14 protein-coding genes are annotated in these 13,868 nt (G+C 72.4%); 3 read left to right on the plus strand and 11 right to left on the minus strand.

Annotated features, from left to right (window positions below; translation table 11 throughout):
* The first annotated feature begins 50 nt into the window (after positions 1-50).
* Positions 51-965 carry an SDR family oxidoreductase gene (locus tag ABZ738_RS01465; protein WP_131051528.1) on the plus strand — a complete coding sequence of 305 codons (915 nt, stop codon included), beginning with the start codon at positions 51-53 and terminating at the stop codon, positions 963-965.
* A gap of 56 nt (positions 966-1,021) precedes the next feature.
* On the opposite strand, the gene ABZ738_RS01470 is transcribed toward ABZ738_RS01465, so the two are convergent.
* From ABZ738_RS01470 to ABZ738_RS01490, 5 genes are read right to left on the minus strand one after another with little or no spacing between them, the layout of a single operon-like run.
* Positions 1,022-2,035: a WYL domain-containing protein gene (locus ABZ738_RS01470; RefSeq protein WP_131051529.1), complete on the minus strand. Its 1,014-nt coding sequence runs from the start codon at positions 2,033-2,035 to the stop codon at positions 1,022-1,024.
* Positions 2,036-2,038: 3 nt separating this feature from the next.
* Positions 2,039-2,689 carry a response regulator transcription factor gene (locus ABZ738_RS01475; protein WP_131051530.1) on the minus strand — a complete coding sequence of 217 codons (651 nt, stop codon included), beginning with the start codon at positions 2,687-2,689 and terminating at the stop codon, positions 2,039-2,041.
* Entirely contained in the window at positions 2,686-3,942 is a 1,257-nt protein-coding gene (locus ABZ738_RS01480) for a sensor histidine kinase (protein WP_131051531.1), read from the minus strand. Before ABZ738_RS01480 ends, ABZ738_RS01475 begins: the two co-directional genes overlap by 4 nt.
* 11 nt (positions 3,943-3,953) lie before the next feature.
* Entirely contained in the window at positions 3,954-4,688 is a 735-nt protein-coding gene (locus tag ABZ738_RS01485; RefSeq protein WP_131051532.1) for an ABC transporter permease, read from the minus strand.
* 10 nt (positions 4,689-4,698) lie between these two features.
* The gene (locus tag ABZ738_RS01490) at positions 4,699-5,607 is read right to left on the minus strand and encodes an ABC transporter ATP-binding protein (protein ID WP_131051533.1); all 909 of its coding nucleotides are present in this window, start codon (positions 5,605-5,607) and stop codon (positions 4,699-4,701) included.
* Between the two features lie 156 nt (positions 5,608-5,763).
* Here ABZ738_RS01490 and ABZ738_RS01495 point away from each other — a divergent pair, with 156 nt between their 5' ends.
* Entirely contained in the window at positions 5,764-6,555 is a 792-nt protein-coding gene (locus ABZ738_RS01495; protein ID WP_131051534.1) for an EI24 domain-containing protein, read from the plus strand.
* Between the two features lie 2 nt (positions 6,556-6,557).
* A complete protein-coding gene (locus ABZ738_RS01500) occupies positions 6,558-7,073 on the plus strand; it encodes an O-acetyl-ADP-ribose deacetylase (RefSeq protein ID WP_131051546.1) in 516 nt (171 codons plus the stop codon).
* Positions 7,074-7,137: 64 nt separating this feature from the next.
* Here ABZ738_RS01500 and ABZ738_RS01505 read toward each other — a convergent pair whose 3' ends face one another.
* From ABZ738_RS01505 to ABZ738_RS01530, 6 genes are all read right to left on the minus strand, one after another.
* A complete protein-coding gene (locus ABZ738_RS01505; RefSeq protein WP_131051535.1) occupies positions 7,138-7,884 on the minus strand; it encodes a class I SAM-dependent methyltransferase in 747 nt (248 codons plus the stop codon).
* Between the two features lie 200 nt (positions 7,885-8,084).
* Complete coding sequence (locus tag ABZ738_RS01510) at positions 8,085-8,990, minus strand: GNAT family N-acetyltransferase (protein WP_131051536.1); 906 nt, start codon at positions 8,988-8,990, stop codon at positions 8,085-8,087.
* Positions 8,991-9,465: 475 nt separating this feature from the next.
* Positions 9,466-10,413, minus strand: a complete 948-nt coding sequence (locus tag ABZ738_RS01515) for a hypothetical protein (protein ID WP_357210911.1) — start codon at positions 10,411-10,413, stop codon at positions 9,466-9,468.
* 438 nt (positions 10,414-10,851) lie between these two features.
* Positions 10,852-11,259, minus strand: coding sequence for a RidA family protein (locus ABZ738_RS01520; RefSeq protein WP_131051537.1), 408 nt, complete (start codon positions 11,257-11,259; stop codon positions 10,852-10,854).
* Between the two features lie 128 nt (positions 11,260-11,387).
* Positions 11,388-12,395, minus strand: coding sequence for a LacI family DNA-binding transcriptional regulator (locus tag ABZ738_RS01525; protein ID WP_131051538.1), 1,008 nt, complete (start codon positions 12,393-12,395; stop codon positions 11,388-11,390).
* 19 nt (positions 12,396-12,414) lie between these two features.
* Positions 12,415-13,785 (minus strand): GH1 family beta-glucosidase, encoded by a 1,371-nt coding sequence (locus ABZ738_RS01530; protein ID WP_131051539.1) that lies wholly within the window; start codon positions 13,783-13,785, stop codon positions 12,415-12,417.
* Positions 13,786-13,868 lie beyond the last annotated feature (83 nt).

Here is a 13,868-nt window from a genome sequence, read left to right on the forward strand (position 1 = left end):
GTCGGCAAAGCTGACGTCGGTTGTCAGGTATCCCTGGCAACGTGACCGTCATGACGACATCGTTGACGGGAAGGGTGGCGCTGGTCGCCGGGGCCACCCGGGGAGCCGGCCGGCAGATCGCGGTGCAGCTCGGCGCGGCCGGCGCCACCGTGTACGCCACCGGGCGCAGCAGCCGGGCGGCGCGCTCCGAGCTGAACCGGCCGGAGACCATCGAGGAGACCGCCGAGCTGGTGACCGCCGCCGGGGGCACCGGGATCGCGGTCCGCACCGATCATCTGGTACCGGACGAGGTGCGGGCCCTGGTCGAGCGGATCGACGCCGAGCAGGGCCGACTCGACGTGCTGGTCAACGACGTGTGGGGCGCCGACCCGCTGATCACCTGGGAGAAGCCGGTCTGGGAGCAGCCGCTCGACGCCGGTTTCCGGACGCTGCGGCTGGCGGTGGAGACCCACGTGGTCACCAGCCACTTCGCGTTGGCGCTGCTGACCCGCAGCCCGGGTGGGCTGGTCGTGGAGATCGGCGACGGCACGAAGGCGTACAACGACGACAACTACCGGTTGTCGGTCTTCTACGACCTGGCCAAGACCTCGGTCAACCGGCTCGCCTTCATCTGGGCGCACGAGCTGAAGGAGTACGGCGGCACGGCCGTCGCGCTCAGCCCGGGGTGGCTGCGGTCGGAGGCGATGCTGGAGCACTTCGGCGTCACCGAGGAGAACTGGCGCGACGGTGCCGCCACCGACCCGCACTTCCTCATCTCCGAGACACCCGCCTTCGTCGGCCGGGCGGTCGCCGCACTCGCCACCGACTCCGACCGGCACCGCTGGAACGGCCGGTCGGTCTCCGCCGGTGAGCTGGCCCAGGTGTACGGCTTCACCGACGTCGACGGCAGCCAGCCGGACGCCTTCCGATACATCAGCGAGGTGGTCGACGCCGGCCGTCCCGCCGACGTCACCGGCTACCGCTGACCGTCCTCCGCCGACCGGCCGTGCGCGCCGGTCGGCGGCTCACGGCCCGCTGTCCTTCACCGCCGGCCGCTCTCCCCATCGGTGGGCGACTGACGGCCTGTGGCGTAGAGGGCGACCGTCCGGGCCGCCGCCTCGGCCAGTCGGGCCCGCAACTCGGGCGGGTCGCAGACCTCCACCTCCGGCCCGAGCCCGAGCAGTTGGGCGTAGGCCACATCGACGGACTCGACGGGCAGCCGGATCGTCGACCAGCCCTGGTCGTCGGGTCCGTCGGCGGCGGCGACCGCCTCGTCGTACCCGAAGGGGGCGTCGACCAGGTGCCGGAGCACGCGCAGACCGACCGGGCTCAGCCGGAGCGTCACCTCGGCCCGCAGCATGCTCCGCAGGAACGCCGCCGCCTGGCGCTGCCAGTACGCCGCCAGGTCGAAGTCCGGTTCCCGGTCGAAGGTCTCCTCGTCCGCCGTGACGGCGGTGACCCGGTCCACCCGGTAGGTGCGGACGTCCTCGCCGACCCGGCCGACGAGATACCAGGTCCCGCTCTTGAGCACGAGGCCGTACGGGCAGATCCGGCGGGTCACCTCGTGCTCCCCACGCCGGTAGCGCAGCGTCACCACACGGTCCCGCCAGACCGCTCCGGCCAGCTCGGTCAGCCACGTCGGCGGTGCGGTCCGGTGGTGGTACCAGCCCGGCACGTCCAGGTGGAACCGCTGTCCGGTACGGGCCGGGGCGTCGCGCAGGCTCGGTGGCAGCGCGGCGAGCACCTTGAGTTCCGCCGCCGCCACCGCGTCGGCGAGTCCCATCTCACCGGCCGGGCCGGGCAGTCCGGCCAGGAAGAGGGCCTCCGCCTCGTCCCGGGTCATCCCGGTCAACCGGGTCCGGTAGCCGCCGAGCAGCCGGTAGCCGCCCGTCGGCCCCCGGTCGGCATAGACCGGCACCCCGGCGGCGGAGAGCGCCACCACGTCCCGGTAGACGGTGCGTTCGGAGACCTCCAGCTCACGGGCCAGCTCCGCCGCCGTCATCACCTCCCGGGCCTGCAACAACAGCAGCAACGAGATCAGGCGGGCGGCGCGCACCGGTCACCGCCCGCCGGGGGTGAGCAGGCCCCGGTCGTACGCGGCGGCCACCGCCGCCGCCCGGTCGTTGACGCCGAGCTTGGCGTACACGTGCAGCAGGTGCGTCTTGACGGTGGCCTCGCTGATGAACAGCCGGGCGGCGGCCTCGCGGTTCGACGAACCTCGGGCCACCAGCGTGAGTACGTCGAGTTCCCGCTGGCTCAGCGGCTCCTCGGCCGGCGTACGCGGCGACCGCAGCCGCCCCATCAACCGTCCGGCGACGCTGGGGGAGAGCACCGACTCGCCCCGGGCGGCGGCGCGGACCGCCCGGACCAGTTCCTCCCGGGGTGCGTCCTTGAGCAGGTAGCCGGTGGCACCCGCCTCGATCGCCGGCAGCACGTCGGCGTCGGTGTCGTAGGTGGTCAGCACCAGCACCTTCGCCGGGCTTCCGGAGGCGGCCAGCCGCCTGATCGCGGTCACCCCGTCCATGCCCGGCATCCGCAGGTCCATCAGCACCACGTCCGGCCGCAGCGCCTCGGCCAGGGCGAGCGCCTCGGCGCCGTCCGCCGCCTCGCCGAGCACCTCGAAGCCGGGGTCGCCGGTGAACATGCCCCGCAGCCCGTCCCGCACCACCGGGTGGTCGTCGACGATGAGCAGGCGTACCGGGCCGGTCATGCGGCGGCTCCGGGCAGAGCCGGCACGGACGCGGAGACAGCGGTGCCGGTTCCGGGTTCGGACTCGACGGCGAGCCGCCCGCCGACCCGCGTCACCCGTTGCCGCATCGCGGTCAGGCCGTAGCCGCCGTCCCGGTCCGGTACGGCGCCACCGTCGACGTCGAACCCCGACCCGTCGTCGCGGACGTCCAACGTCACCACGTCCGACATGTACGACAGGGTGAGCCCGACCCGGGACGCGGCGGCGTGCCGGGCCACGTTCGCCAGCGCCTCCTGGGCGGCCCGGAGCAGCGTCACCTCGATCTCCGGATGCAGCGGGCGGGGCGTACCGGTGGTGCTGACGCTGGCCGCCACCCCGTGCCGGGCCGACCAGCGCCCACCCAGCTCGGCGAGTACGTCGGGCAGCCGGGCGGTCTCCAGCGGCTCCGGGCGCACCGCCCGCACCGACCGGCGCGCCTCGGTCAGACTCTCCCGTGCCAGGTCCAGCGCGTTGTCCACGTGCCGCTGCCAGTCGGCGGAGCGGTCCCGGGACTGCTCGGCCGCCTCCAACTGGGTGATGATGCCGGTCAGCCCCTGGGCCAGCGTGTCGTGGATCTCCCGGGCCATCCGCTGGCGTTCGTCCCGCACACCGGCCTCCCGCGCCTGCGTGACGAGCTGCGCGTGCAGCCCCTCGTTCTCCCGTACGGTCTCGGCGAGCCGTTCGTTGGCCGAGGTCAGCTCCGCCACCAGCCGCTTGCGCTTCTCGCCCTCCCGTTCGGCCACGAAGGCGAACCAGCTCACGCCCCCGGCGACCACCAGGTTGAACAGCACCATCACCAGCCAGACCAACCAGTGCGAGGCGAGCACCGGCAGCCCGCCGCTCTGCGACGTGCCGAGCAGCGCGGCGGTGACGACCACCCCGGCCATCGGCCAGCGGCCCGGCAGGACGAACGCGTACACGAAGCCGACCCAGGCGAAGAAGCCGTACCACGGGCTGGCGATCACCAGCGTCGTGGCGAACCCCAGCAGCCCCACGTAGAAGAAGGCCATCGGGCCGCGTCGCTCGTACCAGTGCGGGTGCAGGGTGACGAACCAGGCGACCCAGCAGGCGGCGGCTGCGACGACGGGCAGGATGATCGTGAGCGGGAGACTGTGCGGGGTCGGTGCGAGAACGGTCAGCAGGGTGCCCACGGCGAGCCCGCCGAAGGGCAGCACCCGGTAGAGCCGCTCCTGCCAGACCTCCGGCCGATGCCCGGTCTCGCTGCTGCTGGTCATCCGGCCCCCGCTCACTGCCAGCGGAACAGTTTAGCCGCGACGGTGCCGGCCGTCAGGGCGATCGTCGCCATTATCCCCAGGTGCAGCGGGTCCGGTGCGGTGCCGGTCCAGGCGTCCAGCAGGGCCTGCACCCCGGGCGGCAGATAGGCACCGAGGTCGGCCAGCACGTCGGGCAGCAGGAACCGGGGCAGGTAGACCCCGCCGAAGAACATCACCACCATGAACAACGGCACCGACATCGCCTGCGCCGACCGGCCGGAGCCAGCCACCGCCGCGATCACCAGGCCCAACGCCAGCAGGGCCGCCGTACCCAGGACCAGGGCGGCGGCGAACCCCACCGGATGCTGCGGCAACGGTGAACCGAACGCGAACCGGGCGACCAGGGCGAGCAGCACCGCGCTGGCCAGGATCCCGGCGAGGGCGAGGACGAGCTGGGCGACCAGCAGCGCCGCCGGGCTGGCCGGGGTGGTCGCCAACCGCCGCAGGATGCCGCGCTCACGGTAGGTGGCCAGCACCGACGGGAGTACGTTCACCCCGACCATCGCCACCGAGGCGACCAGCAGCGACGGAGTGAAGTACGTGAGGAAGGACTGCCCACCGAGGTTCGGGTCCGGTTCGCGGAACGACGGGACCAGCCCGAGCACCGTCAGGATCCCGGTGGGCAGCAGGACGGTGAGCAGGAGAGTCGGGAGGTCCCGCAGATAGAGCCTGGTCTCGGTCCTGAGGATCTGGCCGAAGGCATGCATGGTCGTCCCTTCAGTCGGTGAGCCGGTGCCCGGTCAGCTCGACGAACGCGTCGTCGAGCGTCGCCTGCTCCAGCCGCAGGTCGGCGGCGGTGATCCGGTGCCGGGCGAGTATCGAGGTGACCGCGTGCAGCAGGTCGCCGGTGCCGCTGACCAGCACCTGCGTGCCGGTCCGCGTCACGGCGCTGACCTGCGGCAGGTCGGTGAGCAGCCGGTCGTCCAGTGGCGCCGAGGGCCGGAACCGTACCCGCTGCTCCGGTGCCACCGTCGCGACCAGCCCGGCCGGCGTGTCCAGCGCCGCCACCCGGCCCCGGTCGATCACCGCCACCCGGTCGCAGAGCCGTTCGGCCTCCGCCATGAAATGGGTGACCAGCACGATCGTCACGCCCCGGTCGCGTACCCGTTCGATCAGGCCCCAGGTGTCCCGCCGGGCCTGCGGGTCCAGGCCGGTGGTCAGCTCGTCGAGGATGGCGATCCGGGGCCTGCCGACCAGGGCCAACGCGATCGACAGTCGCTGCTTCTGCCCGCCGGAGAGCTTCGCGTACGGGGTGTGCCGCTTCTCGCCGAGGCCGAGTTCGTCGATCAGCCGGGCCGGGTCGTCCGGCTCGCGGTAGAACGACGCGTACAACTCCAGCGCCTCCGTGACCCGCAGCCGGTCCGGCAGTTGGCTCTCCTGGAGTTGCACCCCGACCTGCTGGCGCAGCCGGGCCCCGTCCCGGCGGGGGTCGAGCCCGAGGACCGACACCCCGCCCCCGTCAGGGACGCGCAGCCCGGCGACGCACTCCACCGTGGTGCTCTTGCCGGCGCCGTTCGGCCCGAGTACGCCGAAGATCTCTCCGGGCTCCACGGCGAAGGAGACGTCCGCCACCGCCACCGTCTCGCCGTACCGCTTGTGCAGACTGGTCACCTCGATGACCGACATGCCGCCGCCTCCCGCCGCCGTGTTCGCGTACCCCTCAAGCGTCGTGGCGGCGGCCCGGCGGCGGATCGACCAACGGGCGATGCTCGGCGACGGCCCCGGTTGATCCCGGCGATCCGTCAACTGGTTGATGTGGCGGCGGTGACTAGGCTCTGCGACGTGAACGCATCCGCGATCCCCGGCGCCGCCGTGGGCAGCGCCCGCCGGTTCGTCGGCGGCGCCACGCTGCTGCTGCGCGGTCTCGCCCTGTACGTCCGCAGCCCCGGCCTGATGCTGCTCGGCATCGTGCCCGCGCTGATCTCCGGGACGATCTTCCTCGCCGTGTACGCCACGCTGGTGTACTTCGTCGGCGACCTGGCCCGATTCGTGACGCCGTTCGCCGACGACTGGGCGACGACCGGACGCAACGCGGTCCGGGTGATCGCGGGCCTGGCGATCCTCGGCCTCGGCGGCCTGCTCACGGTGCTCACCTTCACGGCGGTCACGCTGGTCATCGGCGACCCGTTCTACGAGAAGATCTCCGAGCGGGTGGAGCAGCGGTACGGCGGCACCCCCGACGCGGTCGAGGTGCCGTTCTGGTCGTCGCTGCGGCGCAGCGTCGCCGACTCGCTCCGGCTGGTGGCGCTGGCCGTCCTGGTCGGCATCCCGCTGTTCGCCGCCGGATTCATTCCGCTGCTCGGCCAGACCGTCGTACCGGTGATCGGCGCGGCGGTCGGCGGCTGGCTGCTCGCCGTGGAGCTGGTCGGCGCGCCCTTCTATCGTCGGGGCAAGGGGCTGCGGGACCGTCGGGCCGTGCTGAAGGCGGACCGCCCCACCGCGCTCGGCTTCGGCGTGGCCGTCTTCGTCTGCTTCCTGATCCCGCTCGGTGCCGTCCTGCTGATGCCGGCGGCGGTCGCCGGTGCGGCCCTGCTGGCCCGCCGCTCGCTCGGCCAACCCATCACGGAGGCGTGACGGTGGACGTCACGCTGGTCGAGGGGGACATCACCGCCGAGCGGGTGGACGCGATCGTCAACGCCGCCAACTCGTCGCTGCTCGGCGGCGGGGGAGTCGACGGCGCCATCCACCGCCGGGGCGGACCGGCCATCCTCGCCGAGTGCCGTGCGTTGCGCGCGTCCCGGTACGGCCGGGGCCTGCCGACCGGGCAGGCCGTGGCCACCACCGCCGGTGACCTGCCGGCCCGCTGGGTGGTGCACACCGTCGGCCCGGTGTGGACGGACACCGAGGACCGCTCGCCGCTGCTGCGCGCCTGCTACGCCAACAGCCTGGCGGTCGCCGACGACCTGGGCGCGACCACCGTCGCCTTCCCGCTGATCTCCGCCGGGATCTACGGCTGGCCGGTCGACGACGCGGTCCGCCAGGCACTCTCGGTGCTGCGCGCGGCCAGCCCGACGACGATCACCGAGGCCCGACTGGTGCTGTTCGGTGCGGACACGTTGGCTGTCGCCGAGCGCGTCCAGGCGACCGGCTGACGCCTGCCGGCAGGGGCGGGACGGCCATGCCACCCCGCCCCTTCTCGACCGCTGCGGACCCGCCTCAGCGGGCCATCAGTGCGAAGACCCCCCAGCCCAGGTACTCACGCTGGTACCGCGTGTAGCGGACAGGCTCGGTGGTGAGCTCCGCCCGCACCGTGGCGGTCAGCTCGTCATCGGGGTTGTCGTCGAGCCAGCGGCGAAGGTTGAGCCACTGTGCCGCCTGGTAACGGTCCCAGCTGTCCTGATCGGCCAGCACCATCTCCACGACGTCGTACCCGAGGTCGCCGAACCGTTGGACCAGCTCCGGCAGCAGCAGGAAGTCCTCCACGTCCTGCGCCAGACACGCTCTGGCGGTCTCCCGATCCGGCACCTCCCGACGCCAGTACGGCTCGCCGACGAGCATCAGACCGCCGGGGCGGAGACTGTTGCCCAGCAGCTCGACGGTGCCGGTGACGCCGCCACCGATCCAGGTGGCGCCGACGCAGGCCACCAGGTCGACCGGCTCGTCCGCGACGTACCCGGAGGCGTCGTCGTGCACGAAGGAGACCCGGTCGGCGACGCCGAGTTCAGTGGCGCGGGCACGGGCCTGCCCGGTGAAGACCGTGCTGATGTCCACCCCGGTCCCGGTGATCCGATGGTCGCGGGCCCAGGTGCACAGCATCTCGCCCGAACCGCTGGCGAGGTCGAGCACGCGGGTGCCGGGGGCGAGGCGCAGCGCCTGCCCCAGGGCGGCTAGCTTGCCGGGAGTGAACGGGTTGTGAATGCGATGGTTACTCTCGCGAATGGTGAAGATACGTGGCAGGTCCACGGGAGGTGCTCCTCGGGTTCGATGAGGTCAGGGCGCCTGGGAAGGGCGGTCGACCGGAGCCGGTCGCCGCTGCTCGGACCGTCATCAATGCACCTCACTCGGAACGTCCGCTGGAATCCGGCCAGCGTAGGCGTGCTGTCCCCGACGCTTCCACCGATTTGCGCCGGAGCCGTCCGCCCCGCATCCGGCTCCGCCACGGTTCACAGCTCTCGTACGCAGGACCACTGGGTGGCGACCTGCCGATAACCGAGCCGGGTGTTGACCGCCAACATCGGCGCGTTCGCCGCATCGTTCCCGGTGTACGCGGTGGTGACCCCGTCCTGCGCCGCACGGTGTAGCGCAGCCAGCTTGACCAGCCGGGCCAGTCCACGTCCCCGGTGCTGCGGCACCGTGCCGGTGTAATCCGACCACATCCGCGTACCGTCCCGCTTCACCAGGCTGATCGCGGCCAGCTCGCCGTCGACCTCGGCCCCGGTGCTGGCCTCCCGGTCCAGGCCGACGTTGTCCCAGGTCGTGGCGAGCCAGTCGGCGTAGCCGATCGCGCCGGACACGACGTCGCCCGGCTCGTCGGCACTGGCCAGTACGTCCACCCGGTGCACGTGGCGCGGGTCGACGTCCGCCAGCGGGACCAGCCGGACGCCGTCGGGAGGCGTCGGCATGGGCGGCAACGTGTGTAGGTCCAGGGCCGAGAAGTGCTCCTGGCGGCTCGGCGTGAAATGGTGCCGGCGGGCGAACGGCAGCGCCTCCGGCAGCGCACGCCCGTGCAACCGGGTCAGACCGAGCGGGGCGAGGTGCCTCTCCGCCTCGGCCAGCAGCGCACTGCCGATCCCGCGCCGCCGCTGGTCAGGGTGTACGTGCAGCAGTGACACCTCGCCGACCGCCTCGGCCGTGTGCTCGTTGCGGGACGCGCACACCCAGCCCACGATCTGCCCGTCGACCTCGGCCACGAAGCCGGTCCAGTGCAGACCCGGGGGCGGTGTGGCGATCAGTTGCCGGGTGGACGCGACGCCCCGCAGCAGGAAGGGGAGCACGAGTCTCCGCAGCGCGACCACCGCCGGGGCGTCGTCGGGGCGGGCCGGGCGGATGAGGAACGGTGCTTCAGGCATCCGGCGGAGGCTAGCGGGTCCACCGCCGGCTCCGCCTCGGGTTATCGCGGGAGGTGGGGAGAGTTGTTGTCGTTCCAGCGACAACAACTCTCCCCACCTCACCCGTCAGCCTCGATGTCGGGCGGCCCGTCGGGCTGCGGCCGGGCGGTGCCCGCGACGTGGGGCTGCGGCCGGGCGGTGCCCGCGACGTGGGCCTTGCCATCCGGCGGTCTGCGGGTGTGCGGGCGGCGCTGGGCAGCGCGGCGCGACCGTGCTGTGGCCGCGACGTCGGGTCACGTCGACGGGCGGTTCGCCGGGTTGCGGCTGGGCGGTGCCGTGACGTGGGGCCTTGCCAATCGGTGGACCCAGAGAGCTGGGTGCGATCTGACGACCCCGACCGCCCTTTCCGCACCGACCCCTGGTCTTTTGAGGTGTTAGGAAGGGACCCTTCCTAACACCTCAGGCTTCGCCGATCGGACTTCGGCCGTACCCACCCTCAGCCCTGCCAGCCGGCGGCCTCCAGGGCCGCGCGGAGCTGGGCCACCACCTCGGCCGGGCGGTGTCGGACGTCGAAGGCGGTGAAGCGGAGGATGCGGTCGCCCTCGATCCAGATCCGGTTCTGTCGGCGCAGGTCAGCAGCCCAGTGTCGGACGTCCATGTGGTGCCCGCCGTCGATCTCCACATGCAGCCGCCAGCGCGGCCAGTAGGCGTCCAGATAGCGCACCCGTCCGTCGGTGTCCCGCCGCCGATGTTGTCCCTGCGGGGGCGGCAGCCCGTGGCGACGGCACAGCCGGGTCAGGTCGATCTCGGAGAGCGCCTCCGCGCCGCCCGCGATGTCGTGCAGCGTCTCCCGGATCAGCGCGCCCCGGCGGGCCTGGGGCATCCGGTCCAACACCGCCCCGATCTCCGCCGGGGTCACCCGCCGCTGTTGGCAGCCGGCCGCGAGGATCAGTTGCGCCTCGTCGTCGGTACGCACCCACTGCGCCGCGTCGACCAGGGATCGTGCCGTCGACGTACGGTCGGAGCGGCCCCGCTGGCGGTCGGTGTCGGGCAGGTGTCGAGCCCGGCGTACCCGGACCGCAGGCAGGCCCAGCGGAAGCCGGCGCAGCAGGTCGGCGTTCTGCCGATCGTGCGGGATCAGCACGTCGACGATGTCGTAGCGATGAGTGCCGCGCAGCCCGCCGGCTGTCGCTGCTGCCAACCCGGCGAGGATCGCGCCCTCCCCGGCCGCGAGCACCGCCACCCACCATGCCTGCGTACGCGGGTACGGCCCACCGGGCGGCTCCGCCCGCAGGATGCCCCGGCACACCCGGCCCCATCGCCCGGACGCCAGCAGGTGGCGCACCTTGGCTGGGCTCAGCGCGGCCGTGGCCTGCGCCCAGGTGAGAATCCCCGACTGCTCGAACAGCAGCCACTGCAACGGGTCGGCGTCGTCTCGGGGCATCCGCACGAATCGATTGAACCCCGAGGTGGGTAGATCTGTTGTCGCTGGAACGACAATAAATCTCCCCACCTTCGTGGTCGCCCCGCCTTCGCATACCCGGGGAGAGCCGGGGTGCGGCAACAGGCGGCGTTCAGGGTGGGCGCCAGCCGGGTGCGGCAGAGCAGCGCACGAACCGGTTCCTGGGTGGGGCGGCTGGCGTACCCAGCCGGTTCCGGTGTGCGGCAGGTCGGCGCACCCGTTTGGTGCTGGGCCCGGGCCCGGCCGGTCACCTTGGTTGGTGCGGGCCTGGATCGGGCCGGTCGCCCTGTTCTGTTACGTGCGGGGCCTACTGCCGGGACGGTCACCCGGCCAGTGTCGGGCGTAGGCCGGAGACGGTCACCGGCTACAACGTCTGCCGGCTACGACGTCTCCCGGCTGTGACGTCTGCCGGCTGCGAGGTCAGCCGGCCGGTACGGCGGCGATCGCCTCGACCTCGACGAGCTGGTCGTCGTAGCCGAGCACCGCCACGCCGAGCAGCGTGCTCGGTGCGTCGTGGTCGCCGAAGGCGTCGCGTACCACCTCCCACGTCGCGACCAGGTCGGCCTGCTGGGTCGAGGCCACGTAGACGGTGCTCTTGACCACGTCGGCGAGGGTGGCACCGGCGGCGCGCAGGGCGGTCTCCAGGTTGGCCATGACCTGCCGGGCCTGGGCCGCGTAGTCACCGGGGGCGACGGTGTTCCCGTCGGCGTCCAGCGGGCAGGCTCCTGCGGTGTAGACCAGCCGGGTGGAGGGTTCCACGGTGGTCAGGTAGGCGTAGGGGGCGGCGCTGAGAGCGGGTACGGGCAGCAATCGGATGGAACTGGACATGCGCGGCAGGCTAACCAGTCCGGCGAGCCGCTTGCCACCTGGTTTCGATGTTAGGAAGGGACCCTTTCTATACACGAGGCGTTAATAAGGTGCCCTTCCTTGCACCAAGAGCGCGAAGCACGAAGCCGTCAGGCGGACTCGCGGATGATCAGCTCGGTGGGGAGGATCAGCGCCGGCTCGACGTCCTCCCCGGCGGCCAGGCGCAGCAGCAGGCGGGTGCCCTGCCGGCCCAGCTCGACTATCGGCTGCCGCACTGTGGTCAGCGGCGGATCGGTGTAGGCGGCGGTCTCGATGTCGTCGAAGCCGATCACCGCCACGTCGTCCGGCACCCGCCGTCCCGTCTCGCGGAGCGTACGCATGGCGGCGTGTGCCATCAGGTCCGACGCGGCGAAGACGGCGTCCAGGTCGGGGTGGGCGTCGAGCAGTTGCCGCATCGCCGCCGCCCCGGACTCGCGGGTGAAGTCACCGACGGCCACCATCTCCGTCAGTCCGGCGGCGGCCACGGTCTCCCGGTATCCGGTCAACCGCTCGATCCCGGCGACCATGTCCTGCGGGCCGGCGATGGTGGCGATCCGGCGGCGACCCCCGTCGATCAGGTGCCGTACCGCGCGGGTCACGCCGGCCACCTGGTCGACGTCGACGTACGGGATGTCCGCCCCGTCGAGCGGGCGGCCACTGCACACCACCGGGATGCCGAGCGCGGCCAGCTTGGCGGGGAGCGGGTCGGCGCCGTGCAGCGAGGCGAACAGCACCCCGTCGACGTGCCGACCGGTGGTGTACCGCTCCACCCGCTCGTGACCGGCCGGTGATCCGGCCAGCATCAGCACGAGCTGCTTGTCGGCGGCCTCCAACTCCTGCGCGGCGCCCCGGATGATGCCGGGGAACACCTGGTCGTCGGAGAAGACCCGGGTGGCCTCCTCCGGCATGACCAGGGCGATCGAGTCGGTGCGTTGGGTGACGAGGGTGCGGGCGGCCAGGTTCGGCACGTACCCCAACTCGGCCACCGCCTGGCGGACCGCCTCCTGGATCGGCTCGGCGACCGTGGTCGAGCCGTTGACCACCCGGGAGACGGTGGCCCGGGACACCCCGGCCCGTCGTGCCACCGCTTCCAGAGTGGGCCGCTGCGCCCCCGTCATAGGAGAAACCACCATCTCGTCACAGCCCGTTCCGGGAGATCACCTCCTGGTACCACCGGGCACTCGCCTTCGGTGTACGCCGCTGGGTGAGGTAGTCGACGTGCACGATGCCGAACCGCTTCCGGTACCCCTCGGCCCACTCGAAGTTGTCCAGCAATGACCATACGAGATAGCCCCGCAGGTCGACGCCCCGGGCGATGGCCTCGTGCGCGGCACGCAGGTGGCCGTCGAGATAGGCGACGCGGTCGGAGTCCTGGAGCGGGCTCGTCGGGTCGGCGTTCTTGTCCGGAAAAGCCGCACCGTTCTCGGTGATCAGCAACGGCACACCGGGGTAGTCGGCGGCGATCCGCGTCAGCAGCCGGGTCAACCCGGCGGGCTCGATCATCCACCCCATATCGGTCAGCGGACCGACCGCCGGTAGGAACTCCACCGCGCCCTCGGTGCCCGGGTACGCGCCGCCGCCCCCGCCGCCGTCCGGACGGCCCGCCACGTACGTGGGCGAGTAGTAGTTGATGCCGAGCAGGTCGATCGGCGCCGCGATGATCTTCTCGTCGCCGTCCCGGACGAAGGTCGGCTCGACCAGCCGTGCCACGTGCTCACGGACGTCGTCCGGGTACCCGCCGACCAGCAGTGGATCGAGGAAGATCCGGTTGTGCAGGCCGTCGACCAGGCGTACGGCGGCGGCGTCGGCCGCGCTGTCCGCGTCGGCGGGCTGCACGTCGGCGGGGTTGAGCGTGATGCCGACCCGGGCCGCCCCGCCGGTCCGCAGCGCCTGGGCGGCCAGGCCGTGCGCGAGCAGCAGATGGTGTACGGCGGAGAAGGCCGCCCCGGCGTCCTGCACCCCGGGCGCGTGCACCCCGTTGCCGTACCCGAGGTAGGCGGAGCACCACGGCTCGTTGAGCGTCGTCCAGGTGTCGATCCGGTCGCCGAGCCGGGTGTGCACGGCACTGGCGTAGGTGGCGAAGTGCTCGGCGGTGTCCCGGTCCGTCCAGCCGCCCCGGTCCTGCAACGTCTGCGGCAGGTCCCAGTGGTACAGGGTGACGATCGGGTCGATGCCCCGACCGAGCAGCGCATCGGTCAACCGGTCGTAGAAGTCCAGGCCGCGCGGGTTGACCGGCCCGCTGCCGTCGGGCTGGATGCGGGGCCAGGACACCGAGAAGCGGTACGCCTGGAGGCCCAGCTCGGCCATCATCGCCACGTCGTCGGCGTACCGGTGGTAGTGGTCGCAGGCGACGTCACCGGTGTGCCCGGCGTGGACCTTGCCCGGCGTACGGCTGAACGTGTCCCAGATCGAGTCGCCGCGCCCGTCGTCGCGGGCCGCCCCCTCGATCTGGTACGCCGCCGTGGCCGCACCCCACAGGAAATTGTCCGGAAAACTCAACTCGCTCATGCCGGCACTCCGCTTCGCTGCGTGCCGCCACGAGGCACGGCCCTGTGTTGATGGTTCGCTCGCTGACGCTCGCTCATGCCGGC

This window comes from Micromonospora sp. NPDC047793 (assembly GCF_040642635.1).
Lineage (GTDB): Bacteria > Actinomycetota > Actinomycetes > Mycobacteriales > Micromonosporaceae > Micromonospora.

Bases quoted from the DNA above. Each gene is read 5' to 3' on its own strand.
- ABZ738_RS01510 (WP_131051536.1), bottom strand. From the start codon at position 8,990: ATGCCTGAAGCACCGTTCCTCATCCGCCCGGCCCGCCCCGACGACGCC.
- ABZ738_RS01520 (WP_131051537.1), bottom strand. From the start codon at position 11,259: ATGTCCAGTTCCATCCGATTGCTGCCCGTACCCGCTCTCAGCGCCGCC.
- ABZ738_RS01490 (WP_131051533.1), bottom strand. From the start codon at position 5,607: ATGTCGGTCATCGAGGTGACCAGTCTGCACAAGCGGTACGGCGAGACG.
- ABZ738_RS01525 (WP_131051538.1), bottom strand. From the start codon at position 12,395: ATGACGGGGGCGCAGCGGCCCACTCTGGAAGCGGTGGCACGACGGGCC.
- ABZ738_RS01515 (WP_357210911.1), bottom strand. From the start codon at position 10,413: ATGCCCCGAGACGACGCCGACCCGTTGCAGTGGCTGCTGTTCGAGCAG.
- ABZ738_RS01475 (WP_131051530.1), bottom strand. From the start codon at position 2,689: ATGACCGGCCCGGTACGCCTGCTCATCGTCGACGACCACCCGGTGGTG.
- ABZ738_RS01485 (WP_131051532.1), bottom strand. From the start codon at position 4,688: ATGCATGCCTTCGGCCAGATCCTCAGGACCGAGACCAGGCTCTATCTG.
- ABZ738_RS01465 (WP_131051528.1), top strand. From the start codon at position 51: ATGACGACATCGTTGACGGGAAGGGTGGCGCTGGTCGCCGGGGCCACC.
- ABZ738_RS01480 (WP_131051531.1), bottom strand. From the start codon at position 3,942: ATGACCAGCAGCAGCGAGACCGGGCATCGGCCGGAGGTCTGGCAGGAG.
- ABZ738_RS01530 (WP_131051539.1), bottom strand. From the start codon at position 13,785: ATGAGCGAGTTGAGTTTTCCGGACAATTTCCTGTGGGGTGCGGCCACG.